The sequence below is a fragment of the Streptomyces sp. ACA25 genome, assembly GCF_028200735.1.
Lineage (GTDB): Bacteria > Actinomycetota > Actinomycetes > Streptomycetales > Streptomycetaceae > Streptomyces.
Window position 1 is genome coordinate 1 of sequence record NZ_JAQKPV010000022.1, and the last position, 24,136, is coordinate 24,136.

The window sequence follows — 24,136 nt, forward strand, 5'->3', positions numbered from 1 at the left end:
GACGGACTCCAGCTCGGCCATGCTGTGCTCGACCAGTTCGGCCCGGGCGCCCGCGGCCTCGATCACGCCGGTCTCGCCGCGGTCGTTCGTCGCGACGACCAGTTCCGAGGTCTCGCCCTCCGTCCAGGCTCCGGCCCAGCTGCTGCCCAGCTGGTCCCGCAGCATCGGCTCCAGCTGCCCGGCCCGGTACTCATTGGCCACTCGGGCCTCGGCCTGTTCCTGGCTCAGTCCGAGATCGCGCTGCAGAGCGTGCAGCATCCCGGCGGGCAACTCCTGTGCTGCCTGCTCCGGCGCGGGAAGTGACGTGGGGGAAGGTCCGGCCGCTGCGGGAGCGGCGGTGAGGGTGAGAGCGGCGATCGCCACGGTTCCGGCGAATACCGCCCCGCGTCTGCGGTGCATGAGGGGTCTCCTCAATCTGTTGGGGGTTGCCGGGAACCGTAGCCACCCCCGTCAGCGCGGGGCAGCTGTCAAAGAGGTCATGCCGTCGCGTTATGACGGGCCGTCCGGTGCCGCCGCGCCGAACTCCGGGTGCCGCGGGAGCCAGCCGGCATACCCGGAGCTGCGCGACACCGCGTCCCCGTAGGCGCCCCGGGCCTGGCCGAGGGCCGCGGCGGCCACCGGCGCGGCAGCGGAGTCCGGGTGCCAGCCCAGCAGGTGCCGCCACCGGAGCGGGCTGCCGGCGAGGGGCCGGGTGACGAGCCGGGGGGTGGGCGGGAACGTCGCCCGGCACAGCCCGACGGTCCGCCGCACCTGCACCAGGTGGACACAGGAAGACACGTCCGACTCGTAGAGGGACGCCGGGGCGAAGCCGGCCCGTGCGCAGGCGCCGGCGAAGCATTCCGCGAAACACCCCTCGCCCGGCACCCCACCCCACCGCTCACCGGCCAGCTCGGCCAGCTCGAGTTCCGTGCGCGCTTCGCGGCGGGCCAGCGGGTGGTCCTCGGCGAGCATCACGAACACCGGGTCCGTTCCGAGCGTCCGCCAGGTCAGCAGGCCGTCCGCGGGAGGCGGACTCTGCCCGCAGCTGCCGATGAGGGCGAAGTCGAGGCGGCCCTCCAGAGCCAGTCCGGCGATCTCGGAGACATGCCAGGAGGTGTGCACGCTGACCGGGACGCCGGGGAAGGCACGGGTGAGCCGGTCGACCAGCCCACCGAGCAGGGGACCGTGCGTGCCGCCGATCCGGAAGCGCCGGATGCTTCGCGAGGCGTTGCGGAACCGCACTGCTTCCTCGCGCAGTCCTTGCAGCGCGGGCAGCACCACTCGGGCCCGCTCCAGGACCAGTTCACCGAGGGGGGTCAGCCGCGCCCCCGTACGGTCCCGTTCGAAGAGCGGCCCGCCAAGGGTGCGTTCCATGCGCTGGAGCTGGGTGCTCAGCGCGGGCTGGGCAAGCCCCAGCTGGTGAGCGGCCCGGGTCAGGCTCCCGGTCTCCGCGATCGCCCGGACGGTTCTGAGATGCCGCAGCTCCAGGTCCATACGGGGAACGTAGGGTTCACCCCCGCGTCCGGCAATAGGTATGGACCAATAGTCCGGGTGTGGTCGCGAGGGAGGGGCGAGAAGCATCGCCGCCCGGTGCCCGGCAGCCGGCCTGCCCGGTGTCCGGTCAGCCGAGGCCGCGGGCCCGTTCGAAGCGGGCCCGGCCGGCGCCCAGGTCCACCAGCGGATCGGGGTAACCGAGCGCGGCGCGCTCCGGGCCGGGAAGCAGCCACGGCCGGTGCACCCGGGGCCCGGGCACTGCCGCCAGCTCCGGGATCCAGCGCCGCACGTAGTCGCCGTGCGGATCGAAACGCGTGGCCTGGGTGAGCGGGTTGAGGACCCGGTTCGGCCGGGTGTCCGTGCCGGTGCCGGCCACCCACTGCCAGTTGAGCTGGTTGTTCGCCACATCCCCGTCCACCAGGTGATCGAGGAAGTGCCGGGCACCGGTCCGCCAGTCCAGGTACAGCGTCTTGGTGAGGAAGCTCGCCACCAGCAGCCGGCCGCGGTTGTGCATCCAGCCCTCGTACCGCAGCTGCCGCATGGCCGCGTCCACCACCGGATACCCGGTGCGGCCCTCCCGCCAGGCATTCTCCGCCGCCTCGTCGGTGCGCCAGCGGTCGTCCCGGGGCCGGTAGTCCCGGAACGAGGCGTCCGGCCGGGCGGCGAGGACCTGGTGGTGGAAGTCCCGCCAGGCCAGCTGGCGGACGAAGGCCCGCGCTCCCTCCCCGTCCCGCTCCCGGGCGCGGCGGACCAGCTCCGCCGGGGACAGGCAGCCGAAGTGCAGATAGGGGGAGAGCCGCGAGGTGCCGTCACCCGCCAGGTCGTCATGGAGCTCGTGGTAGGCGTCGATGCTGCTCCGCAGCCAGGCGGTGCACCGTGCCCGGCCGGCATGTTCGCCACCGTTCAGGCCCCCCGGGGAGACCCCCGCAGACCGGCTCCGTTCCGGAAGGGCGGCCCCGGTGATCGCGTCGGGCACCGGGACCGATCGGGGTGCTCCGGTCACCTCGCGTGGCCCCGCCGCTTCCCACCTGCGGAAGTACGGCGTGAAAACTGCGAAGTGGTCGCGTCCGGCCGGGGTGACGTCTCCGGGCGGGAGCACGGTGATCACCGCCTCGTGCACCCGCAGCGCACACCGGAGCGGTGCCAGAGCCGTCCGCAGTCGCTCCTCACGGCGCACGGCGTACCGGCTCACCCCGGCCGCCACATGGACGACGCGGGCTCCGGCCTCGGACACCACCCGGGCGGTCTCCTCCGCCACCTCGCCCTCCCGGACCACCAGCCGTCCGCCACGCGCCCGCAGGCCCGCGTCCAGGTCGGCCAGACAGCCGGCGAGAAAGGCCCGGCGGACAGGGGCGTCGAAGCCTGCCGCCCGCACTTGGCTGTCAAGGACGAACAGCGGGACGACGTGCCCTGCCCCGGCCAGCGCGGCCCGCAGCACCGGCTGGTCATGCAGCCGCAGGTCGGAGGTGAACAGGGCCACCGAGACGCCCTCCCGGTACCGCTCAGGCATCCGGGGCCTCCGTTGCGGCCGGCTGCACGGAGACCGGCTCGGGCGAGCCGCCGGCGGGCTCGACGGCGATGCCCGTGCCCGGGGAGTCCGGGGCGGGGCGGCTCGGTCGGGCAGGGCGCATCGGGTCCTCCGGGGGCAGTGCGGGCACGGGACCGCACCGTCGGGCGGGAGGCCGTGCGCGGAACGGGTCCTGCCCCTTCATTGGTAGCCGAAGCACCGGGGGATTGCCCGGGACGCGGAAAGGTGACACGCGGAGTTGTGCGGAGGGGGACCCGGATGCACGTACGGACGCAACGCGCGGACGGCCGCCCCAGCTCCTGGGGCGGCCGTCCGCGCGGTGCCGGGGCGGTCAGCGGACGGCGAGCTCGTCCGGGTCCGCGCCGAGCCGGGTGCCGGTGTCGAGACCGGCGATCACCTGGAGGTCCTCGGCGTCGAGCTCGAAGTCGAACACCTCGATGTTCTCCCGGATCCGGGACGGCGTCACCGACTTCGGGATGACCACGTTGCCGGTCTGCAGGTGCCAGCGGAGCACCACCTGGGCGGGGGTCCGGCCGTGCTTCTCGGCGAGCTTGCCCAGCCGGGGGTCCTCCAGCAGACCCTTGCCCTGGCCGATCGGCGACCAGGCCTCGGTGACGATGCCGTGCGCGGCGTGGAAGGCGCGGGCTTCGTCCTGCGGGAAGTTCGGATGCAGCTCGATCTGGTTGACCGCCGGGGTCACACTGGTCTCGTCGAAGAGCCGCTGCAGGTGGGCCGGCTTGAAGTTGGAGGTGCCGATCGCCTTGACCCGGCCTTCGGTGTACAGCTTCTCCAGGGCCTTCCACGTCTCGACATACGTGTCGTACATCGGGGTGGGCCAGTGGATCAGGTAGAGGTCCACGTAGTCCAGGCCGAGCTTGTCGAGCGAGGTGTCGAAGGCCCGGAGAGCGGAGTCGTAGCCCTGATCGCCGTTCCAGAGTTTCGTTGTCAGGAACAGTTCTTCACGGGGGATTCCCGAATCGTTGACCGCCTTCCCGGTCCCCTTCTCGTTGCGGTAGACCGCGGCGGTGTCGATGCTGCGGTACCCCGCCTCCAGGGCCCGGCCGACAGCGGCGGCGGCCTCGTCGTCGGGGATCTGCCACACGCCGAAGCCCAGCCGGGGCATCTCGACGCCGTTGTTGAGGGTCACGTTGGGGACACTGCTCACGTGAGGATCGGTCCTTACCTGCTCGGGATTCGTTGCCTCCCATCGTGAACGGTCCAGCCCGCCGACGCATTCCCGGAGGGCAGGGGAGACAATGACCGGCGTGCGAAAACTCGTCCAAGCGATCGACCCCTACCTTCTGCTGCTGCTGGGGACGGTCGGCCTGGCCGCCCTGCTGCCGGCCACCGGGGCCGCTGCCACCGCCGTGGACGGCACGGCCACCGGTGCCATCGCGCTGCTCTTCTTCCTCTACGGGGCCCGGCTCTCCACGGGAGAGGCGCTCGCCGGTATCCGGCACTGGCGGCTGCACCTCACCATCCTGACCAGTACCTTCGTCGTCTTCCCGCTGCTCGGCCTGGCCGCCTGGGCGCTCGTTCCCTGGTTGCTCACCGAGGAGCTCCACACCGGGCTGCTCTTCCTCTGCCTGGTGCCCTCCACCGTGCAGTCCTCGATCGCCTTCACCTCACTGGCCCGTGGGAACGTGGCCGGCGCGATCGCGGCGGGCTCCTTCTCCAGCCTCCTCGGCATCCTGCTCACCCCGCTCCTCGCCGCGCTGCTCATCGGCACCAGCGGGGGATTCACCGCCGACTCCCTGGTACGCATCGCCGCCCAGCTGCTGCTGCCGTTTCTCGCCGGCCAGCTGTCGCGCCGCTGGATCCGGGGCTTCCTCACCCGGCACCGGCCGGTGCTCGGCATGGTGGACCGGGCGGCCATTCTGGTCGTCGTCTACGCGGCCTTCAGCCAGGGCGTGAACGAGGGTATCTGGAGTGAGGTCAGCTGGCGGCGCCTGCTGGCCCTCGGCGCGGTGCTGGCGGTGCTGCTGGCCGTGCTGCTCGGGCTCACCGCCTGGGGGGCGAAAAGGCTCGGCTTCGTCCGGGAGGACCGGATCACGATCATTCTGGCCGGCTCGCAGAAGTCCCTGGCCGCCGGTCTTCCCATGGCAGGCGTGATCTTCGGCGCCCAGGCCGCGATGGCTGTGCTGCCGCTGATGCTCTTCCACCAGATGCAGCTGATCGTCTGTGCCGTTCTGGCCCGCCGCTGGGCCAAGGACCCAGAGGGACCGGATCAGCTGCCGCCCGTGGACGGCAGCGACAGCCGCTGAGCCCCGGCGTACACGTTCATCGACGTGCCGCGCAGGAAGCCCACCAGGGTCAGCCCTGCCTCCTCCGCCAGGCCCACGGCCAGGGACGACGGGGCGGACACCGCCGCCAGCACGGAGATGCCGGCCATCACGGCCTTCTGCACCAGCTCGAACGAGGCTCTGCCGGATACCACCAGCACCGTGTCGTTCAGCGGCAGCAGGCCGTCCCGCAGTGCCCGCCCGACGACCTTGTCCACCGCGTTGTGGCGGCCCACGTCCTCCCGGACGTCGAGGAGTCGACCGTCCGCGGCGAACAGCCCGGCCGCGTGCAGCCCGCCGGTGCGGTCGAAGATCCGCTGCGCCGCACGCAGCCGGTCCGGCAAGGCGCCCAGCACCTCGGTGGAGAGCCGCGGCCCGGGCGCGGCGGGCCAGCGCGCCGTGGTGCGCACGGCGTCCAGGCTCGCTTTTCCGCACAGGCCGCAGGAGGAGGTGGTGTACACGTGCCTCCGCAGAGCGGCTTCCGGGTCCGGGACTCCTTCGGCGAGCCGCACATCGACGATGTTGTAGCTGTTGGCCGCCCCCGGGGTGCCGTCCGCTCCCGCGCAGTAGGCGATGCGGGACACCTCGTCGGACCGGCCCAGCACGCCCTCGCTGACCAGGAAGCCCGAGGCCAGGGCGAAGTCGTCCCCGGGGGTCCGCATGGTGATGGCCAGGGACGTGCCGTTCACCCGGATCTCCATCGGCTCCTCACCCACCAGGGTGTCCGCTCGCTCGCTGACGACGCCGTCCCGGATTCTGACCACGCGGCGCCGCTCGGTGACCCGTCCCATCTCTCGAGCCTATCCCGCGCCGGTATTCCCCCTGCGGTCTCAGCCGCCCGGCAGTCCGAATTCCTCCCGCCGGTCACCGGGCACAAGATCCAGGTACTCCGGGTTCTCGCCGAGCCATCGCTGCACGTACGGGCAGGACGGCAGGACCGCCATCCGCTCCTCGCGGGCCCGCTCCAGCGCCCGGCGGACCAGCTCCCCGGCGACCCCCTGACCGCGGAAGCGCTCGTTGACCTCGGTGTGGGTGAGCTCGATGTGGTCGGTACCGCGGCGGTACTCGGCGTAGCCGCCCAGTTCCTCGCCGAGGTAGATCTCGTAGCGGGACTGCTCAGTGTTCACGAAGCGCGGTTCCATACAGCGAGTGTCGGCACGTGCCGCCGGGCATCGCAAGCGGTGTCGCCCGGCCGGCGGTGCGGGCGGCCCTGCCGGTGGTGAGGACCGCCCCCTCCCGCTTCGCACGGCCGGGAGCGGTACCGGCGCGTCTACGGCTTGCGCCCGACGCCCCCGTGGGCGGCGCCGGAGGCCGGAGCGAAAGGGCTGGGTTCGGGCCGCCACCGGCCGATCGGTACCACGCCGGGCTCCACCAGCTCCAGGCCGTCGAAGAAAGCGATGATCTCCTGGGGGGTCCGCAGGTGGTACGGGAGCGCGCCGCTGTTGTTGTACTGCTCCTGAGCCTTGACGGCCTCGTCGGTGCTCACGGTGCCGTCGTTGAGAGAGAGGTAGCTGCCGGAGGACAGCGCTCCGGTCACTCCGGAAATGATGGCCCGGACCTCGTCGGACTCCGCGACGTGGCCGAGCACACCGCTGAAGATGAGGCCCACCGGCCGGGACAGGTCAAGGGTCTTCTCCGCGGCCTCCAGGATCCGGCCGGGATCGTGCAGATCGCCGTCCACGAAGTCGACGGCCCCTTCCGCGGTGCCGGTGAGCAGTGCGTGGGCGTGGGCCAGCACCAGCGGGTCGTTGTCCACGTAGACGATCCGGGACTCCGGGGCGGCCCGCTGCGCGATCTCGTGCGTGTTGTCCACCGTGGGTAAGCCCGCGCCGATGTCCAGGAACTGCCGGACCCCCGCCTCCACGGCCAGGTAGCGGACGGTGCGGGCGAGGAAGTGCCGGGAGGTGCGCGCGAGATCCGCCACTTCCGGGAATATCTCCCGGAACTGCTCACCGGCGACCCGGTCGACCTCGTAGTTGTCCTTTCCTCCCAGCCAGTAGTTCCATATCCGGGCCGAATGCGGCACCGTGGTGTCGATTTTCGCGGACTGTTCCTGAGCGGGCTCGTGCGGGGCGTTCGTCACAGCGCTCTCCTGGTGGGGGAGGGGACCTTGCAGGGGACCAGGGTGCCCGGAGCAGCCCTCGGTCGCAGGGACAAACGGAAGTCGGTGGCAGGTAGTTGACGCCTCAACATCCGGTTGCTCAGCCTACTGCGGGCCTCGGCATCCACCAAGAGTGCCCCGGCCCCCTCCTGGAGGAACGAAGCAGCCTCCGGTTTCCCTGCGGCTCACTCACTCGTCCGTGCGGAGGCGCGTGACGCCCAGGGTCACTTCGGCATTGCCGATCATGCGTGTGATCTCGATCGGGAGATTCTGAAACTCTTCCATGACGACGTCGTAGGGATCGACCCGGTGTGTGCTCCCGTCCTGTCCGCGGGCTTGCAGCACATAGCGGTACCCGCGAGCCGTCGTGCTGTCCTGGACAACATTCCACTCCGCACCCCTGCGACGGATCAAGATATCCGCGAGACAGGAGGCCAGGTCGGAGTGGAGCGTGTACCAGTCGGACTGCTCGAATTCGTTCAGAGGGAGGCTCGAAACGTAATTCTGGAGTGCGGCCAGCAGGGACAGCGGATCGGCGGCGTAGGCTTCCTGCGGAACTCCCAGCATGTCGGCGATGCCGGCTGCGTTCTGTTGGCTCTTCTCGCTCCATTCGTTGAGAGCAGCTCGCCCTGCGCCGGGGTCCTGTCCCTGCATTTCTGTTTCCTCACCCTTGGCTGTGCCGACCGACCTACCCGGTCGGTCGGCCGTACTCGACGAAAATGATTCTTGCTTCCACCAGGTAGGCGCGGAGTTCTGCGGACGGGGGAGCTTGGACAAACACCCACCGGGGATCGTACTGTGGGTCCTGCGCCCGCAATGCCACGTCCTTGTGTATCTGCTCCTTAATGTGCTTGCTGAGCGGTACCTCGCCCTGGACCACCTGATTGGTTCCGTCGGCGAGCTTCACCGTCCGGTATTCCTGGTACGTCTTCACTTCGACAGCCACCGTTCTGCCATCCGGCAGGTCCACCGGGGCGTCGACCTTGCGTCCGCCGCTTGACGTGACCGGGTACGAGGGATCCTGGTTGGGCGCGACTGGGTAGTGGCGTTCCGGCCCGGCGCCGTAAAGGTCCCGCACGTATTCTTCTCCGGCCTGCCACCGCTCCCGGCTGTCACGCAGCGCTCTGACCTCCGCGAGCGTCCGCTGGGTTTCCCCGGCAGGCAGCGCCGGGTGCTGGGTGCCGGGGTCGCCGAAGTCCGGCGTACCGTTTCCCTGCGCTTCGTGCGCCTGGGTGCCCGGGGGGTCTTCGCCTCCCGCCGCCGGCTGCGGACCGTTGTCGGGATGGTCACCGGTGGTCTCGGATTCCCCGCCGCCGTCCCTCCCCTCACGGCTTCCCTCGCTCGCAGGGCGGGAAGGCTGGTCGCCGCTGCTGGGCGCGGAGTCGTCAGCCATGCGGGCCGCACCGCTCTCCCGGGTCCCGGGGGAGGCCTCATTCCGGGGAGTGCCCTCCCGAGGCGGGCCCGCCCCGCCGGAAAGGTCACCGCTTCCCCCAGCACCCGGTGACCCCGTGCCGGTGCGGGGATCCCCCGGTACTTCGCGCGCTGGGCCGCCGGGCGGGCCTTCGGGTATCTGAGTGGTCGGGCCGCCGGAAAGATCACGCGCGGGGCTGGCGGGAACGCCGTCCCCCACCTGCGCGGTGACGCTGCCCGGCTGGTGGGCGCCGGTGAGCGCGGGTTCAGGGGTGAGGTGGGTGGGGTCGTTCGTGTTGAGGAGTGCGCGGTCGGTGGCGGAGAGTTCGGCGGGGATCTGGTCGGGGGTTTGTGCGGTGTGGCCGTCGAGGGCTTGGAGTCGGCCGTCGGGGTGGAGGGTGGTGCCGTCGGGAAGGCGGACGCTGCCGTCGGGCAGTTCGACGGCGTTGCTGCCCGGAGGGAGGTCGGGGAGGGCTGCGCCGGGTGGGACGGTGGTGCCGTCGGGGAGCCGGAGGGTGCCGTCAGGGAGTTCGAATCCCTTCACGGTGGTGAGGTTCTTCAGACCGGCGGTGACGTCGGTGAGTTTGGGGAGGGCGCTCAGGCCGGTGCCGAGGCCGCGGCCGATGTAGGTCATGGGGTCGATGGCGAGGCCGATGCGGCCGGCGACGTTGGCGACCTTGGCGGCGTTGCCGGCGGCGCTGGTGGTCTTGATGGCTGTGCCGACGCCCAGGGTGGCGACGGTGGTCAGGACGTTGAAGGTGACCAGGCCGGCGGCGCGGGCGGGGTTTTCGCTCCATTCGTCCCAGGCGAGGAGCGATTTTCCGACTTCTTTGGTGGTGTGGAGGCTGTCGTCCATCCAGTCCTTGACCGGACCGTCTGGCATCAGCTGGTGGGTGACCAGAGCGAGGGGCGTGCTGATGAGGACCAGGCCGGTGGCCAGCTGTCCGAGTCCTTTCCAGGACTCCTTGAAGACTTCGAAGCCCTGGAGGCCGACCAGTCCGCCCAGGCCGGTGAGGGTGCCCCAGATTCCGTCGACGATGAGGCCGTCCCACACGAAGCTCTTCACGTGCTGGTGGACGGCGTACCAGCGGTGTTTCTTCTCGACTGCCTGTCCCCAGGGGGTTTCTCCGGCCTGGGCCATCTCCTCGGTGCTCAGGCCGTACATGTTCGCCGCGCCCGATCCGTCGTCGACGGCCCACTGGGTGCCGCCCCACAGGGCGATGATGGTGTTGGCCGCGGTGCGTTCCGCGGCCCAGAACTCCGCGACGGTGGTCGAGATCTCCCGGACCAGTTCGTTGTTGCGGTCGACTTTGGAGCCGTCGTAGCGCCAGTCGTCGTCGTCCGCGATCGAGTTCACGAACGTCCGGGCCTCGGTCTTGAGCCGGGCGAGCTTGGCCACCAGCGGGCGGATTTCGGCCGTGTAGGTCTTCAGTGCCCCGCTGACCGTTTCCAGATCACCGGCGAAATCGTCGGCCCGGTCCCTCACCGGCCTGGTGGTCGCGAACAGTTGCTCCGCTTCCGGTGCCTGGTAGAACGCGGAGAGCCCCTGGAAACGGGTGTGCACCGAGGAACCGATCCCCCGGATAGTGCCCGCGTCCGACTTCAGGCTCGCGTGATCACTCTCCAACTGCTCCACATCACCGGTGAACTCCGGAATCCCCGAAGGATCCACCCGCTCCACGGCCTCCCCCATGACTAGACGGGACCTCCGGGCTGGTGGGGCCCGGGACCGGGGTTTCCCAGATCGATCTCGGGAGCCTTCAAGGCCTCCCGCTGGGCCTCCTCGGCCATGGTGAGGTCGCCCACCAGATAGGCCGTGGTCGCATCCGCGGCACCCTGCAGCGACTTCCCCGCCCGGGCGGCGATGAACATCAGATCGTCCTGGGTGCGCTCGGCGAACTCCGCGAGCGCGGCACCGACCAGCCCCGCCTCCGGCCGGTCACCGTCCCCGAAGAACAACGTCCCCGCAGAGGAGGCGGCACTCTCCAGATGAGTGCCGTAGTCCTTGCCCCAGCCCTCGAACCGCTCGGCCGCCTCGACGGTTCTGCTCAGCACCCCGTCGACACCCGCCGCGGCGATATCCCATCCCGACACCCGCTGTACCCCCTGTTCTTACCGGTGTGGAGCCACCGACGTGGCTCAGCCGATCTGCGTCACCGCCGCCTTGGCCCGCTGCAGGGTCGACTGCGCCGTCTCATCGTTCTTCTCCAGCGTCGACTTCAGCAGGCTGATGATCGCCCGCACTTCGCTCGCCGCGGTGTTCCAGCGCTGCTCCACGCCGTGGTACTCCTCGGAGACTCCGTCGGCCTGGAAGTCCGCCATCGCGGCCTTCACCTGCCGGTCCCGCTCGGCGATCACCTGCTCGAGCTGTCCGATCACACCCTGGATGTTCGACTGCGCCTCACCCGAGGCCGCCGTGTCGTAGCTGCGCCGGTCCGCACCCGTTGCCATGTCCTGTTCCCTCCCTGGGCCCGTCAGTGCTGTGCCGTCAGCGGCCGGAGAAACGGGCCGCGTCGAAGTTGGCGGCGCCCATCTGCTGCCGGGCGTTGTCCGCTGACTCCTGCTCACCCGAACCGAAAGCCTGGTCCATTCCCGACTGACCGCCGAGGATCGCCCGAAGCGCGCTGTTCAGTGAGTGCGAGATCTCGTCCGAGCTGTTCTTGAACTGGTCGAAGGCCGCCTTGCCCGCCCCGTTGAACTTCCCCTCCAGCGGCTGTGCCGCGGAGATCAACTGCTTGATGAGCGTGTCCAGATCCGCATTGGACACCTGTGACTGCTTCATCAGCGAAGACAGTGCCTGGTTACCCATATCGAACTTCATGCCCACCGGGTCACTCCCTCTCGGTCATCCTGAACGCTTCCGCTCCGGGCATCAACTCCGTCACCCGCCATGCCTAGCAGCGTCTCCGCACGCTCGCAACGGACATCCGGACATCGAAATCGGTTCCTCACCCCACCTCGACGCGGAAGAACGCAGAACGGTTCCGAGGAACGTGGCACGGCCCCTCCGGAGCGCACCGCTCCGGACCGGGTGGAGCCCGGTGGAACCGCCGGCGGAGGACCGGCGTCCCAGGCGGGCAGAGCCGGAAGCCGTAGCGCCCTGCTGCGCGGGCGCCGGAGACCATAAGGTGTTGCCGCGCACAGCGAACGGGAGGGGAGCTGATGGCTCGGGACTACGACAGCCAGTTGCTGGAGTCGGTGGCGGTGCGCCGCCGGCGGCTGCGGGACGCGCTGTTGTTCGGGCCGCAGCGGATCCGCCGGACTCTGGACGAGAACCTGGGCAAGGTGTTCGGGGGGATCGCCCTCGCCGCGGTGCTGTGCGCCGGCTGCGTGGGATGGTCGTTCATCTCGGACCGGATGGCCGACGGCGGGGGCTTCTCGGGGCCACGTGCCGACGGCGGGGCAGGAGAGTCGACGTCATGGTGAACGCAGCCGATCAGCGCACCGGCCTGAGCCGGGTGACCCTCGTGGGGGACCGGCGGCGGGTCGACATGGTGCTCCCGTCCGAGGAGCCGATCGGCGAACTGCTCCCGGATGTCCTGAGGCTGCTCGGGGAGCGCCCCGGCCGGTCCCCGATGCTCCGCAGACTGATGACCGCGGACGGAGAGGTCCTGGCTCAGGACGACACCCTCGCTTCCGTTCGGGTGGCTGACGGGGCGGTGCTCCGGCTGGTCCGGGAGCAGGAGACGCCGGCCGCCCCGGTCGTGCACGACGTCACCGACGAGGTGGCCGACGACCTCGACGTGCGGGCCTGGCGCTGGCAGGAGCGGACCCGGGTGTGGACCGCCGGGGCGGCCACCCTCCTGCTCGCCCTGGTCACCGCCCAGCTGGCGCTGGAGCGGGTCGGCGCGGACGCCCTCGGCGGCTGGCTGGTGGCCGCCGCACTGGTGAGCGCCGTCTCCGGCGTGCCGGCCGCCCGGCTGGGCAACCGGGAGCTGGCAACAGCCCTCATTCTGCTGGGCGGTGCACTGGGGGTCTTCGGGGCGTGGACGCTGACCGGCCCGTCCGGGGCCGAACGGCTCGCCGCGGTCGGGGCGGCCGTCGTCGCCACGCTCGTGCTGCTCGGCCTGTGCACAGTGGTCGGGCGGGGCGGACTGGTGGGCGCCGCCGCGCTCGCCCTGCTCATCGGCGGCTGGGAGCTGGGCGCGTTCCTTGTCGGTGGCCACCGGACCGGGGTGGTGCTGGGAGTGGTGTCCGTGCTGGCGCTGGGACTCCTGCCCCGATTCGCGCTCATGGCGGCCGGGCTCACCCGGCTCGACGACCAGCGTTCCGGCGGCGCCTCGGTGAGCCGGCACCGGGTGGACACCGCGCTGGCCGCGACCCACCGGGGTCTGGCGCTGGCCACCGTGGCCACCGCCGCCTCGGCCGCGGTCGCCGGGTGGCTGGCGGTCGGCGAGGTCACCGTCTGGACCGTGGTGCTCACGGTGCTGCTCAGCATCGTCCTCTTCTCCCGGGCCCGTGCCTACCCGCTGGCGGTCGAAGTGGTGGCGCTGGTTGCCGCGGGCGCCGTGCTCCTGGTGCGGCTGGTCGTGCTGTGGGCCGATCAGCCCGGCCAGTCGGCGGCTGTGCCACTCGCGGTGCTCTGCGTCATCGCGGTGCTGCCGCTGGGGTTGCTCGTCGTCCGGCCGCCCGACCACGTACGGGTCCGGCTGCGGCGGATCATGAACCTGATCGAGTCGATCAGCGTGGTGCTGCTGATCCCGGTCGCCATCGGTGCGTTCGGCGTCTACGGCCGACTGCTGAACACGTTCTGAAGGGCTGAGACAGACGATGTCCGCACAGGAGGACTGGCAGCAAGAGGTGTTCCGCGAGATGAGCGGGGCGGTGGAGACGGCCGCGCCGGCCCCGGAGCCGGCTGCCGGAGGGCCACCCGGGCCCGCCACCGCGCAGCGGCCGCTGCCGGGACCCCGCACCGGACCCGCCCCGCCCACCCCGGTGTCCGTGCCGGTCGGTGTGCCCGAGCTGGACGGGGCCCAGGGCCGCCCCCGGCACGGGGACCCCTTCGTCCGGCGCGCCGGACGGGCGGTCCGCCGCGTGCTGGCCTCATCGGCGGCGCGCGAGACCGAGACCGCCACCCGGACCGCCCAGGCCATCCAGCAGCCGATCACCACCGGCCGGCAGGTCGCCGTGACCAGCATCCGCGGCGGGGCCGGCAAGTCCACCGTCGCCGCGCTGCTCGCCCTGACCTTCGGCCACTACCGGGCCGACCCGGTGCTCACCGTGGAGGCGGACCCCGCGCTGGGCACCCTTCCCCAGCGACTGGGTGCGGCAGAGGTGCGCTGGTCCTGCGGCGATCTGGCCCGCATCGTCGACCCCTCGATGAAAATCACCGACATCACCGGGTACCTCGTGCCGTTCGCCGGGGGCTGGCTGCTGCCCGGCAGCCAGGGAGCGGTGGGTGCCCAGCTGGACGTCGACACGTACCGGATCGTCATCACCTCGCTGCGCCGGTACTTCGGCACCACGGTGATCGACTGCGAGACCCTCCCGGCCGAGGTGGCCCGTACCGCCCTCACCACCACGCAGGCCCGGATCCTGGTGGCCCCCGCCACCCCTGAGGGGGCGGCTGCCACCCGCACCGTGCTGGACTGGGTGGGTGGGCTGCACCGCAGCATGCTGCCCACGACCGTCGTCGTGCTGGCCCACACCTCCCCGGACATGGCACTCGATGAGCGGAAGGCCGCCGCGTACCTGGAAGCCGGCGGCGCCGCGGTCGTCTCCCTGCCGTACGATCGCCACCTCGCGGCCGGCGGGGAAATACGCACCGCACTGCTCAGCAGGGCCACCCGCGACGCCGCGGCCCGGCTCGCCGCCGAGACGATGGACCGTGCCATGTCGCGGGGGCGCAACGGCGCGCGCGGCGGGGGCCCCGGAACCGGGCCAGGAGTCCGCCCGTGAGCACGCGGCAGATCCACCGCCCGGCACGCACCACCCGGCCCCTGCCCGGCCCGCAGGAGCGGGCCATCGAACCGCCGCCCAACCTGCCCGAGGGCAAGGCGGGCTCGGCCGCCACCTCGCTCCTGCCGATGGTCGGGGTGATGGGCTCGGTCGTCATGATGACCGTGATGCGCAGCAGCCAGTTCGCCGCCATCGGAGCCCTGGTGCTGGTGGTCGCGGTGCTCGGCGGGGCAGCCATGCTGTTCTCCCAGCGCGGGCGCGCCCAGCGCACCCGCCGCACGCAGCGGGAACGGTACCTGGAGTACCTCGAGGAGCTCCGCGAGGAACTGAGCGCGGAGGACCGGGAACACCGGGCCGCCATGCGGGTGCTGGCCCCGGCACCCGAAGCGCTGTACGACCTGGTCGGCGATCCGGCGCGACTGTGGGAGCGCCGGCGCACCGACCGGGACTTCCTCCGGGTCCGGATCGCCACCGGACAGGTGCCGGTGCGGACCCTCACCCTGGAGCGCAAGGGCAGTTCCGTCCTCACACCGCCGGACCGCTTCATGCTCAACGAGGCGGCCGGACTGCGGGAGCGCTTCGGGTCCGTCCCCGAGATGCCGCTGACCGTACCGCTGGACCGGGCCGGTGACGTCAGCGTGATCGGGGAGCGCGCGGACGTGCTCCGGGTGGTGCGCACCCTGGCACTCCAGGCGGCCGTCTCGCACGCCCCCGACGACCTCGACTTCGCGCTCGCCTGCCCGGAGAGCCGGCTCGAGGACTGGGGATGGGCGAAGTGGCTGCCGCACATCCTGGACGCCCAGGAGTGGGACGGCCCGGTCCATGCCCGCCGGATCGCCGACGGCAGCCGGCAGCTCGGCCGGGGACTCGCCGCCGAGCTGCGGCAGCGCGCCGCCTACGCGGCCGAGGTCCGGCGCGGACTCGCCGGCCGGGAGGCCCTCGGACTGGCCAAGCGCCTGCTGGTGATCAGCGACGGCTACGGCGAAACGGCTCAGGAGCTGCCCCGGCCCGACGAGGCAGTGCCGCTGCGGGACATGGGCATCACCGTGCTTCACCTGCTCTCCGCACGTATCGAGGAGCCGGGACAGGTGTCGGTCCGCATCACCGTGGGCGGTGCGGACGGCCGCACCGTCACCGTGGAGGACCTGCGCGGCGACGAGCCCGTCACCCTCGAGGGCACCCTGGACGAGGTCACCGCCGCGGGAGCGGCCGGCCTGGCCCGGATGCTGGCCCCGCTGCGGCTGTCTCCGGAGTCCGCAGCGTCCGGGGCTCCGCTGTCCGGGCCGGTGGACTTCGGTGACCAGATGGGCATCGAGGACCCGGCTGCCCTGAACCTCGAGCGGCTCTGGGCGCCCCGCCGCGGTGACCAGGCGTTCCTGCGGGTGCCGATCGGCATGGGCGACGGCCATGAGCCGGTCCTGCTCGACCTCAAGGAGTCCGCGGAACTCGGCATGGGACCGCACGGGCTGTGCGTCGGCGCGACCGGATCGGGGAAGAGCGAGCTGCTGCGCACCCTGGTGCTCGCCCTGGTCGCCACCCACCCGCCGGACGACCTGGCCATCGTGCTGGTCGACTACAAGGGAGGTGCCACCTTCGCTCCCTTCGCCCCGCTGCCGCACGTCGCGGGGATCATCACCAACCTGGAGAACAAGGCCGGACTGGTGGAGCGGGTGCACTCCAGCCTGGCCGGTGAGGTCAAGCGCCGCCAGCAGGTACTCAAGGACGCGGGCAACATCGCGGACATCTCCACCTACGCCGCCGCCCGCGCCGATCGCCCCGAACTCGACCCGCTTCCGCACCTGTTCGTCGTCATCGACGAGTTCGGTGAACTCCTGTCGGCCAAACCCGACTTCATCGACCTCTTCCTCTCCATCGGACGGATCGGCCGCTCCATCGGGGTGCATCTGCTGCTGTCCAGCCAGCGGATCGAGGGCGGCAAGCTCAAGGGTCTGGACACATACCTCTCCTACCGGCTGGGGCTGCGCACCTTCTCCCCGGAGGAGTCCCGCACCGTGCTGGACACCCCCGATGCCTTCCACCTGCCGCCCATCCCCGGCTTCGGTTACCTCAAGGTCGACACCAGCGCCTACGAGCGGTTCAAGGCCAGCTACGTCTCCGGGCCGTACCGTGGCCCGGTGCGCCGGCAGGTCACCGAGGAGCAGGGGCCGACCGCGTGGCCGTACCCCGCGTACAACACCCTCGCCGAGACCGGAGCGGAGGAGACCGCGGAGGCCGCTCCGGCCCCCGCCCGCCGCACCGTCGGCCCCACCCTCCTGTCCACGGTCGTCGAGCAGGTCACCGCCGCCGCAGCACCCGTCCCGCAGATCTGGCTGCCGCCGCTTCCGGCGGCGCTCCCGCTGGACACCGTGGCGGGACCGCTGGAGACCGGTGAACGCGGCATGCAGTTCTCCCGGCGGGTCACCGGGCGTCCCGGTGACCCGGCCGGCCGCACCGGGCGGGCGTTGCGGGTACCGCTCGGCCTGCTGGACGACCCCGGCAAGCAGTGGCAGGGCCAGTGGATCCTGGACCTGACGCGAGCGGGCGGCCACGCGGCCGTCATCGGCGGCCCGCAGGCCGGAAAGACAACTCTGCTGCGCACCCTCATGCTCTCCCTCGCCCTCAGCCACACCCCGCAGGAGGTCGGTGTCTACGGCCTCGACCTGGTCGGCGGCGGGCTCCAGACCATGGCCGGACTGCCGCATGTGGGCGGGGTCGCGGGCCGCGCGGACCGGGAGCGGGCCGCGCGCACCGTCGAGGAGATCCGTACCATGCTCTCCGCCCGTGAGGAGATTTTCCGCGAGCACGGCATCGACTCCGTCGACCACCTGCGGAGGCTCCGGACCGGGGGCGGGCTGCCGGAGATCGGATCGACCGACATCGTGCTCGTCATCGATGGTTTCGGAGAGCTCCGCGACGACTTCGAGGAATTGGACGACGCGGTCGGTGAACTCCTCAAGCGCGGAGGGGGGTACGGCATCCACGTGGTGGCGGGCATGCTGCGCTGGAACGATGTGCGCATCGCCGTCCAGTCGGCTTTCGGTACCCGGATGGAACTGCGGCTCAACGACCCCGGCGACAGCAGCGTGGACCGGCGGCTCGCCGAGACCCTCGCCCCCGACGAGCCGGGGCGGGTCCTGACCGACGGGAAGCTCTTCGCCCATACCGCCCTTCCACGGATCGACTCGCGGAGTTCCGGCGAGGAACTCGGCGCCGCCGCCGAACACGCCGTCCGTGCGGTGCGCTCGGCCTGGTCGGGCCCCACCGCCCCGCCGGTGCGGGTCCTGCCGGCCAGGCTGACCGGCGGGAAGCTGCCCGGCCCGGCGACCGAGCCGAAAAAGGTCCCCCTCGGCCTGGACCAGAGCGGGCTGCGGCCGGTGCTGCTCGACCTGTTCCGGCACGACCAGCATCTGGTGGTCTTCGGTGACAGTGAATGCGGCAAGACGAACCTGCTGCGGCTGATCGCCCGCGGGCTGATCGAACGTTACGGGGACGAGGACCTCGTCTTCGCGGTCATGGACCCCCGGCGCGGCCTGCACAGCCTCGTGCCCGAGCCCTACCGCGGCGGCTACGCGCACAACGCCAAGCTGGCGGCGGCGCTCTCGGCAGGGATCGCGGGGGAACTGGAGAAGCGGATGCCGGACGACGCGCTGCCCCCGGAGGTCCTGGCCGCGGGCGGGGCCGCACCGACCGGTCCGCGGATCGTCGTGCTCGTCGACGACTACGACATCCTCACCACCGCCCGGCAGCAACCGCTCGACCCCTTCCTGCCCTACCTCCAGTCGGCGCAGGACATCGGCCTGCACTTCGTCCTCACCCGCCGGGTCGCCGGGGCCTCCCGGGCGCTCTACGAGCCGTTCCTGATGACGCTCCGGGAGAGCGGCACCTCCGCGCTGGTGATGTCCGGTGACCGCTCCGAGGGCCAGCTCTTCCCCGGTGTCCACGCCGCCCACCGGCCGGCCGGCCGGGGGACCTTCATCCGCCGTGGTGAGCCGAACAGGCTGATCCAGACCGCTCTCGCACAAGAGGACGACGAGGTATGACCACCGACGTGATCGCGCTCACCGAGCGGATGCCCGACGCCTGGAGTCTGGTGGCCGGACTGATGGCGGGCGGCCCGGACATGGGCGTGGCCACCGTGGGGGAAGGGGCGGTGATCCAGCTCTGCGACGACCAGGGCCGTCCGCTGGCGTCCATCGAGGCACCCATGCTGGTCCGGACCCCGGGGGAGGTCGCCCGGCTGCTCGGCCCCGGAGCCGCCGGCGTCACCGAGCCGGTGTGGTGGACAGAAGTACGGGCGTCCACCGCGGCCCGGAACTCCGCGGCGCTCGCCGGCGCCCTCGCCACCCGCCTCGTCACTCAGCTCGGCGGAGCGGTGTGGCCGCCGGAGGCCGCTGCCGCGGACGGCGGCGCGGCCCCGGTGGCGGACGTGGTCACCGCCTCCGCTCCGGCCGCGGCCCAGCCCGCCGTGGACGTGCTCACGGACAGCGTGGCTGCCGTCATCCAGGACCGCCCCGTGGTGGCCATGACGGCCTGGCTCTCCGACGCGTTGCGCGCCGCTCTGGAGAGCGAGCGCGGCCTGCAGATCGTGACTCCGCGCACCTCCCGGCTCTCCCTGCCCACCCGCTCGCTGCTGTCCGGCCTGCCCAACCGCTGGGTGGTGCAGGACGGCGAGGGGGGCTACTTCGACGGCCAGTCGGGCTCAGGTCTGGTGTGGAAGAACGGTGCCTTCACCGCGACCGGGACCCCCGCCCCTGCTTTCGTGGCCGCCACCGCCGAGGCGGCGGACACCGGGGAGCAGCAGCTCCTTCTCACCGGCGTCACGTGCCGCCCGGCCGATCGGGGACTCCAGCTCGGCGGCGCGCTGGAGACGTTGTGGCAGCGCCTGACCGGCGCGCCGCCGGCCGGCTGGGGGACCGCCGAGCCGGCTAACCTCTCCTGGTCACGGCAGGAACTGACGGAGCTCGCCCGGCGCCGGGCGCCCGACCCCAGCCTGTTCATGGTGGTGGGTGACCCGTCCCGTCCTGCGGTGTCCACGATGCGGGTGGGGCGCACCACGGGAGGCGTGGAGGAGGACCTCACCCTCGCGCTCGGCTACCGGGAGGGGGCGGAGCCCCCGCTCGACACTCTGCCTGACCTGGCCGCGGAGCTGGTGGCCGGGCACGGCCTGGTGTCCCTGCTCATCCAGCGCAGACGCGGCCGGGCGGATCTGACCGTGCCCGCTCATCTGGAAGCGGCACCGGCCCCCGTCGCTTTTGTCCTGGGTGCGGAGGCGGTCCGGGACCTCGGGCTGGCCCGGGCCCGGCGCGTCCCGCTGCCGGACGGGCCGGTGCAGCTCGGGCCGGCCTCCGGCGCCGGGCTGTACTACCCCGTGCCGGACGGGAGCTGGGACGCGTTTCAGGCGCTCATGGGGTATCTGCACAGCCTGGGTAAGGAGCGGGACGCCGACCGGTGACCGGACGGGGAGCCGGGGACGCCCCGACGTCCGGAGTACCGGCGTGGGTAACTGTTTCGGGTGAATGTCCCGGTGCGGGAGGTTAATTCCGGTGGCTGTGGGCGGCGACACGGGCCGGGTGACTGGCACAGAGCCACGCGGGTGGATATGTTGCACGGGCGAGGTGCCACGATGCGGCACCTGACCGAGGTAGTGGTACGGGGTGGAGGTACGGCTGTGCTGATGACAGGCAGAATTCTGCGGTTCGACGAGGTCCGCGGTTACGGTTTCATTGTCCCCAGCGGAGGTGGCGAGGACGTCTTCATGCATGCGCGGGATCTGCTGGATGAGGAACATCTCTACCAGGCGGGCCGCGATGTCGAGTTCTTCATGGAGATGGGGGACAAGGGCCCCAAGGCGTCGGAGATCCGCCTCGTCCATCAGGACTCCTCCCACCGGCTCACGGGCGAGTCCGGGCCGAACGGCAGCCGGCGCGCCGAGCCGGCCGCGGCCGGTCCGGTATCCGTGCCTGCCCCGCGGCAGGTGCCGGAGGTCCGGGAGGCCGAGGACGAGCTCTGCGAGGTGCTGTCCGCCGGTGAGCTTCGGAGCGAGCTGACCGAGGCGCTGATCGAGGCGGACGGCACTTTGACGGCCGATCAGATCAAGCGGGCGCGGGCACGCCTCATCGAGCTGGCGCACGCGCACGGCTGGGTGGCTTCCTGACCGGCAGCGTTCCCGACTGATCCGCTGCCGGGCACCGGCAGCGGATCGGTCAGGTCAACTGCTTGCAGAAGAAGCTGCAGCCCTGGAGGGTTCCGTCCGGGTCGGCGACTTCGGATTCCAAGCGCCTCATACACCCTCTGCCCGGCCCGCATGGAGCACCGAGCCGATCACGCCGCACCCGCGCAGGAGCAAGTCGCCCGCTCCGCGGGCTGGACACGCTTCGGCGTCGTCCCGGGGTACGCCGCCGTTCACGAGCGCGGGCGAGCTTCGGGTCACGGGGCCGCCACGCATCGGTACGTGCGGCTACCGAGTCGCCGTGAGGGCTCCGTGATCGGCTCGCACGCCCGGCCCACGGCGTGCGCCGCCGCCTCAGTCGCCGACCCGTGTCAGTGTTTCCAGCGCCAGCACCTCATAGAAGGGCTCACGCAACTCGCGAGCCACAACCAGTGACTGGCTGCAGTAGAGCCTGCCGAGCCGCTGATTGCCCTGGTACGACTCCGCCAGCCCCAGCATGCGCAGGTTGAGCAGCTCGGCGAGCCGGTCGCCGGCCTTGCGACTGAGGGACAGTCCCTGCTCCGCGTGCCGTTTCATCTCACCGAATCGCGACTGCTTTTCCGCGCACAGGCTCCGCAGGCTGTGCCCCCGGGCCATCGATCCCTGGTCACCTACCTGCTCGAGGACCCTCATGGACTGTTCGAGCAGGGTCAACGTCGAGCCGATGGGGTGCTGGTCCCCCACGACGGCCGCCAGCTGCAGCTGGGAACGGGCGGCGACCACCGTTTCCCCATCACGCGTCGCCGCTTCGATGACGGCATGCCAGAGCCGGGTTGCGTCGTCGAGACGGCCGTGGTGATAGTGAAACGCCGCCTGGTAGGACGCCAGCCGGGCCGCAGACGCGTGCTGGCCTGCAGCGCTGAGGCGCTGGGCCGCCCAGAACAGTCCGGCTTGCTCCGCCTGGAACCAGGCAACCGGATTCGAGACCACGAGCCGGGCGATCTGCGGGGGGAGCACGGTGGGGTGTCCGCCATGGTCCAGAAGCGGGCCGAACGGGGACCGGGTGAGCTGGCGGTCAGCCAGCTCGGCGAGCTCCAGCCAGCCAGTGAGCAGCCGCCGATGCGCCTTCCGCCTCACCTGTTCCGGCGGCTGGGGGCCGAAGTCGCGCAGTTGTCGGCGCAGCGCTCCGTGTAACTGGTATCGGAGGTCGCCGGTGTCCGCGGCGCCGGCTCGTGACAGCAGGCCGACGTCAGCCAGGTTCTCCAGAACTGCGGCGTTGCCGCGGATGCCCAGCAGGGCATGAATCATCCAGGGCGTGATGTCGAGCGGTCCTGCCTGGGCGAGAAGGGAAACCACGTCCCGCGCGTGCTCGTCGAGAATCCGCCAGACCGCGGCGAGGCTCGCCCGCAGAGCGGGGGCCGGAGCGTCGGTGAGCTCAGCCCGGTCGCGATACCGGCGCACCCACCGCGCGGCCTCGGTGACTGTCGGGGCCGTCGGAGCGCTGAGGAGTCCGCCGACCATTCGCACCGCCAGCGGTGTCCGACCGCAGGCCAACAGCAGCTTGTCGGCCGGTGGTTTGCCGGTGATCACTGCTGGCTCTCTGGTCGTTCTGGCCAGCAGACGCTCCGCCTCGTCGCCCGACAGCCCTCCGATGGACAGCCGTCCTGAGCCTTTGAAGGCCGGTGGCTGGCGACTGGTGACGATAACGGCAGCCCCCGGCGAATCCGGAAGCAGCTCCTCGACCCAGTCCGAGGGCTCGGGGTCGTCGACAATCACCAGCAGGCGTCGCCCGTTCAGTTTTTGCCGCAACGCGCGGATGCTCGTCGTCAGCGACGGCAGCGTGCCGTCCTGCAGTCTTCCCAGTGCGGAGAGTGCCTCGTCGAGAATGTAGCGCGGGTCGGGCGGTTCCTCGGACGAGCCGGCCATCGGCAGGAACAGGCAGCCATCTGTGAAGTGCTGCTCGAGTGTGTGAGCGCTGCGCACGGCCAGTGCCGTCTTCCCTGATCCAGGGGGGCCCTCGATGAAGGCGACCGGCACGGTGCCGTCCTGGGCTGTCAGGAGCGTGGTGAGTTCGGCGATCTCGTTCTCTCTGCCGACCAGGCCGGGAAGGTCGGCGGGTATCGCCACTCGGGGCAGTGTCTGGTCCGCGGGCGCTGCCGCCAGGGCGCCCAGCGGTTCCGCGCCCGCGCCCGCGCCCGGACTCGCCCCCGGCCCCGGATCCGGGCCCGCGAAGGGGGCGACGGCTGCGGTCAGCAGCCGTGACGTCCGGTACCGGGTCGGTTCCCCATTGAGGATGCGGGCGTGCAGCTCCCGCAGTTCCTCCCCGGGCTGCAAGCCGAACTCGGAGGCAAGCAGATTACGGACTCGGTTGTAGGCGTCCAGCGCGTCGATACGGCGTCCGCCCAGGTACAGGGCGGTCATCAGTTGCGCCCACATGTGCTCGTTCAGCTGGTCCGTGGCGAGCTGCGCACTCAGCCAGCCGGCCAGACCGGCGTGGTCACCCTGGGCCAGTCGCGCGTCGACCCACGCCGCCTGGACGCTGCGGCGTTCGTCGGTGAGCCGGTCGGCCACGACCTGCATGTACGCGGTCTGCGGAAGGTCGCTCAGCGGGGGGTCGCGCCACAGGTCCAGCGCGTCACGCAGCAGCGGGACGGCCCTGGCGTGAGCACCTTGCTGGAAGAGTTCGCTTCCGCGTGCTGCTGAACGCTCGAAATCGTCGACGTCGAGCTCGCCCGGTTCGAGACGGAACAGGTATCCGCGGGAATGCGTTTCCAGCCGTGGAATCATCAGCAGCAAGCGTCGGATGGAGGACAGATGTGATCGGAGTGTGACCGGAGCCGAGCGCGACGGCCGGTTCCCCCACAACGCGCTGATGAGCCGGTCGGCTGACAACGGCTGATTGGCGCACAGCAGCAGAATCGAGAGCAGTTCGCGCTGCCGGGCCTGTGGCAGGTCGATCGCCACTCCCGCACTGGTGTGAATCTCCAGCGGGCCGAGCACTCGGAATCTCGCCACTCTTCCTCCTCCGCCAGCGGCTGATACTTCAGCCGGACTTCGGTATGTGTGCTGGCCAGCGGCAGTGGGCGTCGGGGGTCGTAGCCGGGTCTCACACAAGCGTGCGAAGACTCTTGAGGAGGCGGCCCAGGCACGGAAGGCCAACTCCGTTGCTGCTTGACATCATAAGATTACTGGCGGTGTCGCAAAGCTGGCAATGAGGCCCAGCACGACCGGCGTCAGTCCCAGTCGAGGGCGAGGCCGGACCCATGCGACAGGAGGCGTGCGCGACATGAGGCGTG

The 24,136-nt window shown here is 71.3% G+C and carries 19 protein-coding genes and 1 pseudogene; 7 read left to right on the top strand and 13 right to left on the bottom strand.

Going from position 1 to position 24,136, the window contains the following annotated elements; all coding sequences use genetic code 11:
• The 4 genes and pseudogenes from PJ985_RS22435 to PJ985_RS22450 all read right to left on the bottom strand — a co-directional run.
• Positions 1-399: pseudogene (locus tag PJ985_RS22435) on the bottom strand (S1 family peptidase); the annotation flags it as partial.
• Positions 400-489: 90 nt separating this feature from the next.
• Positions 490-1,473: a LysR family transcriptional regulator gene (locus PJ985_RS22440; RefSeq protein WP_271685715.1), complete on the bottom strand. Its 984-nt coding sequence runs from the start codon at positions 1,471-1,473 to the stop codon at positions 490-492.
• A gap of 127 nt (positions 1,474-1,600) precedes the next feature.
• Positions 1,601-2,983, bottom strand: a complete 1,383-nt coding sequence (locus PJ985_RS22445; RefSeq protein ID WP_271685716.1) for a cryptochrome/photolyase family protein — start codon at positions 2,981-2,983, stop codon at positions 1,601-1,603.
• 349 nt (positions 2,984-3,332) lie between these two features.
• Positions 3,333-4,166, bottom strand: coding sequence for an aldo/keto reductase (locus tag PJ985_RS22450; protein WP_271685717.1), 834 nt, complete (start codon positions 4,164-4,166; stop codon positions 3,333-3,335).
• A gap of 91 nt (positions 4,167-4,257) precedes the next feature.
• Here PJ985_RS22450 and PJ985_RS22455 point away from each other — a divergent pair, with 91 nt between their 5' ends.
• Positions 4,258-5,265, top strand: a complete 1,008-nt coding sequence (locus PJ985_RS22455; RefSeq protein WP_271685718.1) for a bile acid:sodium symporter family protein — start codon at positions 4,258-4,260, stop codon at positions 5,263-5,265.
• Here PJ985_RS22455 and fdhD read toward each other — a convergent pair.
• From fdhD to PJ985_RS22495, 8 genes are all read right to left on the bottom strand, one after another.
• A complete protein-coding gene (gene fdhD, locus PJ985_RS22460; protein WP_271685719.1) occupies positions 5,229-6,074 on the bottom strand; it encodes a formate dehydrogenase accessory sulfurtransferase FdhD in 846 nt (281 codons plus the stop codon). The genes PJ985_RS22455 and fdhD overlap by 37 nt on opposite strands.
• 39 nt (positions 6,075-6,113) lie before the next feature.
• Complete coding sequence (locus PJ985_RS22465) at positions 6,114-6,410, bottom strand: GNAT family N-acetyltransferase (RefSeq protein WP_333909890.1); 297 nt, start codon at positions 6,408-6,410, stop codon at positions 6,114-6,116.
• Between the two features lie 143 nt (positions 6,411-6,553).
• Positions 6,554-7,366: an SAM-dependent methyltransferase gene (locus PJ985_RS22470; RefSeq protein ID WP_271685721.1), complete on the bottom strand. Its 813-nt coding sequence runs from the start codon at positions 7,364-7,366 to the stop codon at positions 6,554-6,556.
• 207 nt (positions 7,367-7,573) lie between these two features.
• Positions 7,574-8,038: a hypothetical protein gene (locus PJ985_RS22475; protein ID WP_271685722.1), complete on the bottom strand. Its 465-nt coding sequence runs from the start codon at positions 8,036-8,038 to the stop codon at positions 7,574-7,576.
• A 34-nt stretch (positions 8,039-8,072) separates the two neighbouring features.
• On the bottom strand, positions 8,073-10,487 hold the full coding sequence (locus tag PJ985_RS22480; RefSeq protein ID WP_271685723.1) for a hypothetical protein: 2,415 nt from the start codon (positions 10,485-10,487) through the stop codon (positions 8,073-8,075).
• A gap of 2 nt (positions 10,488-10,489) precedes the next feature.
• A complete protein-coding gene (locus tag PJ985_RS22485; protein WP_271685724.1) occupies positions 10,490-10,888 on the bottom strand; it encodes a DUF6507 family protein in 399 nt (132 codons plus the stop codon).
• Between the two features lie 45 nt (positions 10,889-10,933).
• The gene (locus tag PJ985_RS22490; RefSeq protein WP_271685725.1) at positions 10,934-11,245 is read right to left on the bottom strand and encodes a pore-forming ESAT-6 family protein; all 312 of its coding nucleotides are present in this window, start codon (positions 11,243-11,245) and stop codon (positions 10,934-10,936) included.
• Positions 11,246-11,282: 37 nt separating this feature from the next.
• Complete coding sequence (locus tag PJ985_RS22495; RefSeq protein WP_271685739.1) at positions 11,283-11,615, bottom strand: hypothetical protein; 333 nt, start codon at positions 11,613-11,615, stop codon at positions 11,283-11,285.
• 341 nt (positions 11,616-11,956) lie between these two features.
• On the opposite strand from PJ985_RS22495, the gene PJ985_RS22500 reads away from it, so the two are divergent.
• The 6 genes from PJ985_RS22500 to PJ985_RS22525 all read left to right on the top strand — a co-directional run bounded on the left by PJ985_RS22500 (position 11,957) and on the right by PJ985_RS22525 (position 20,846).
• A complete protein-coding gene (locus PJ985_RS22500; RefSeq protein ID WP_271685726.1) occupies positions 11,957-12,220 on the top strand; it encodes a hypothetical protein in 264 nt (87 codons plus the stop codon).
• Positions 12,214-13,548 (top strand): type VII secretion integral membrane protein EccD, encoded by a 1,335-nt coding sequence (eccD, locus tag PJ985_RS22505; protein WP_271685727.1) that lies wholly within the window; start codon positions 12,214-12,216, stop codon positions 13,546-13,548. Before PJ985_RS22500 ends, eccD begins: the two co-directional genes overlap by 7 nt.
• A 16-nt stretch (positions 13,549-13,564) precedes the next feature.
• Positions 13,565-14,692 carry a MinD/ParA family ATP-binding protein gene (locus PJ985_RS22510; RefSeq protein ID WP_271685728.1) on the top strand — a complete coding sequence of 376 codons (1,128 nt, stop codon included), beginning with the start codon at positions 13,565-13,567 and terminating at the stop codon, positions 14,690-14,692.
• Positions 14,689-18,732 carry a type VII secretion protein EccCa gene (gene eccCa, locus PJ985_RS22515; RefSeq protein WP_271685729.1) on the top strand — a complete coding sequence of 1,348 codons (4,044 nt, stop codon included), beginning with the start codon at positions 14,689-14,691 and terminating at the stop codon, positions 18,730-18,732. Before PJ985_RS22510 ends, eccCa begins: the two co-directional genes overlap by 4 nt.
• Entirely contained in the window at positions 18,729-20,144 is a 1,416-nt protein-coding gene (locus tag PJ985_RS22520; RefSeq protein WP_271685730.1) for a DUF6177 family protein, read from the top strand. The genes eccCa and PJ985_RS22520 overlap by 4 nt, the downstream gene beginning before the upstream one ends.
• 216 nt (positions 20,145-20,360) lie before the next feature.
• The gene (locus PJ985_RS22525; protein WP_271685731.1) at positions 20,361-20,846 is read left to right on the top strand and encodes a cold shock domain-containing protein; all 486 of its coding nucleotides are present in this window, start codon (positions 20,361-20,363) and stop codon (positions 20,844-20,846) included.
• Between the two features lie 369 nt (positions 20,847-21,215).
• Here PJ985_RS22525 and PJ985_RS22530 read toward each other — a convergent pair whose 3' ends face one another.
• Positions 21,216-23,855 carry an AfsR/SARP family transcriptional regulator gene (locus PJ985_RS22530; protein ID WP_271685732.1) on the bottom strand — a complete coding sequence of 880 codons (2,640 nt, stop codon included), beginning with the start codon at positions 23,853-23,855 and terminating at the stop codon, positions 21,216-21,218.
• Positions 23,856-24,136 lie beyond the last annotated feature (281 nt).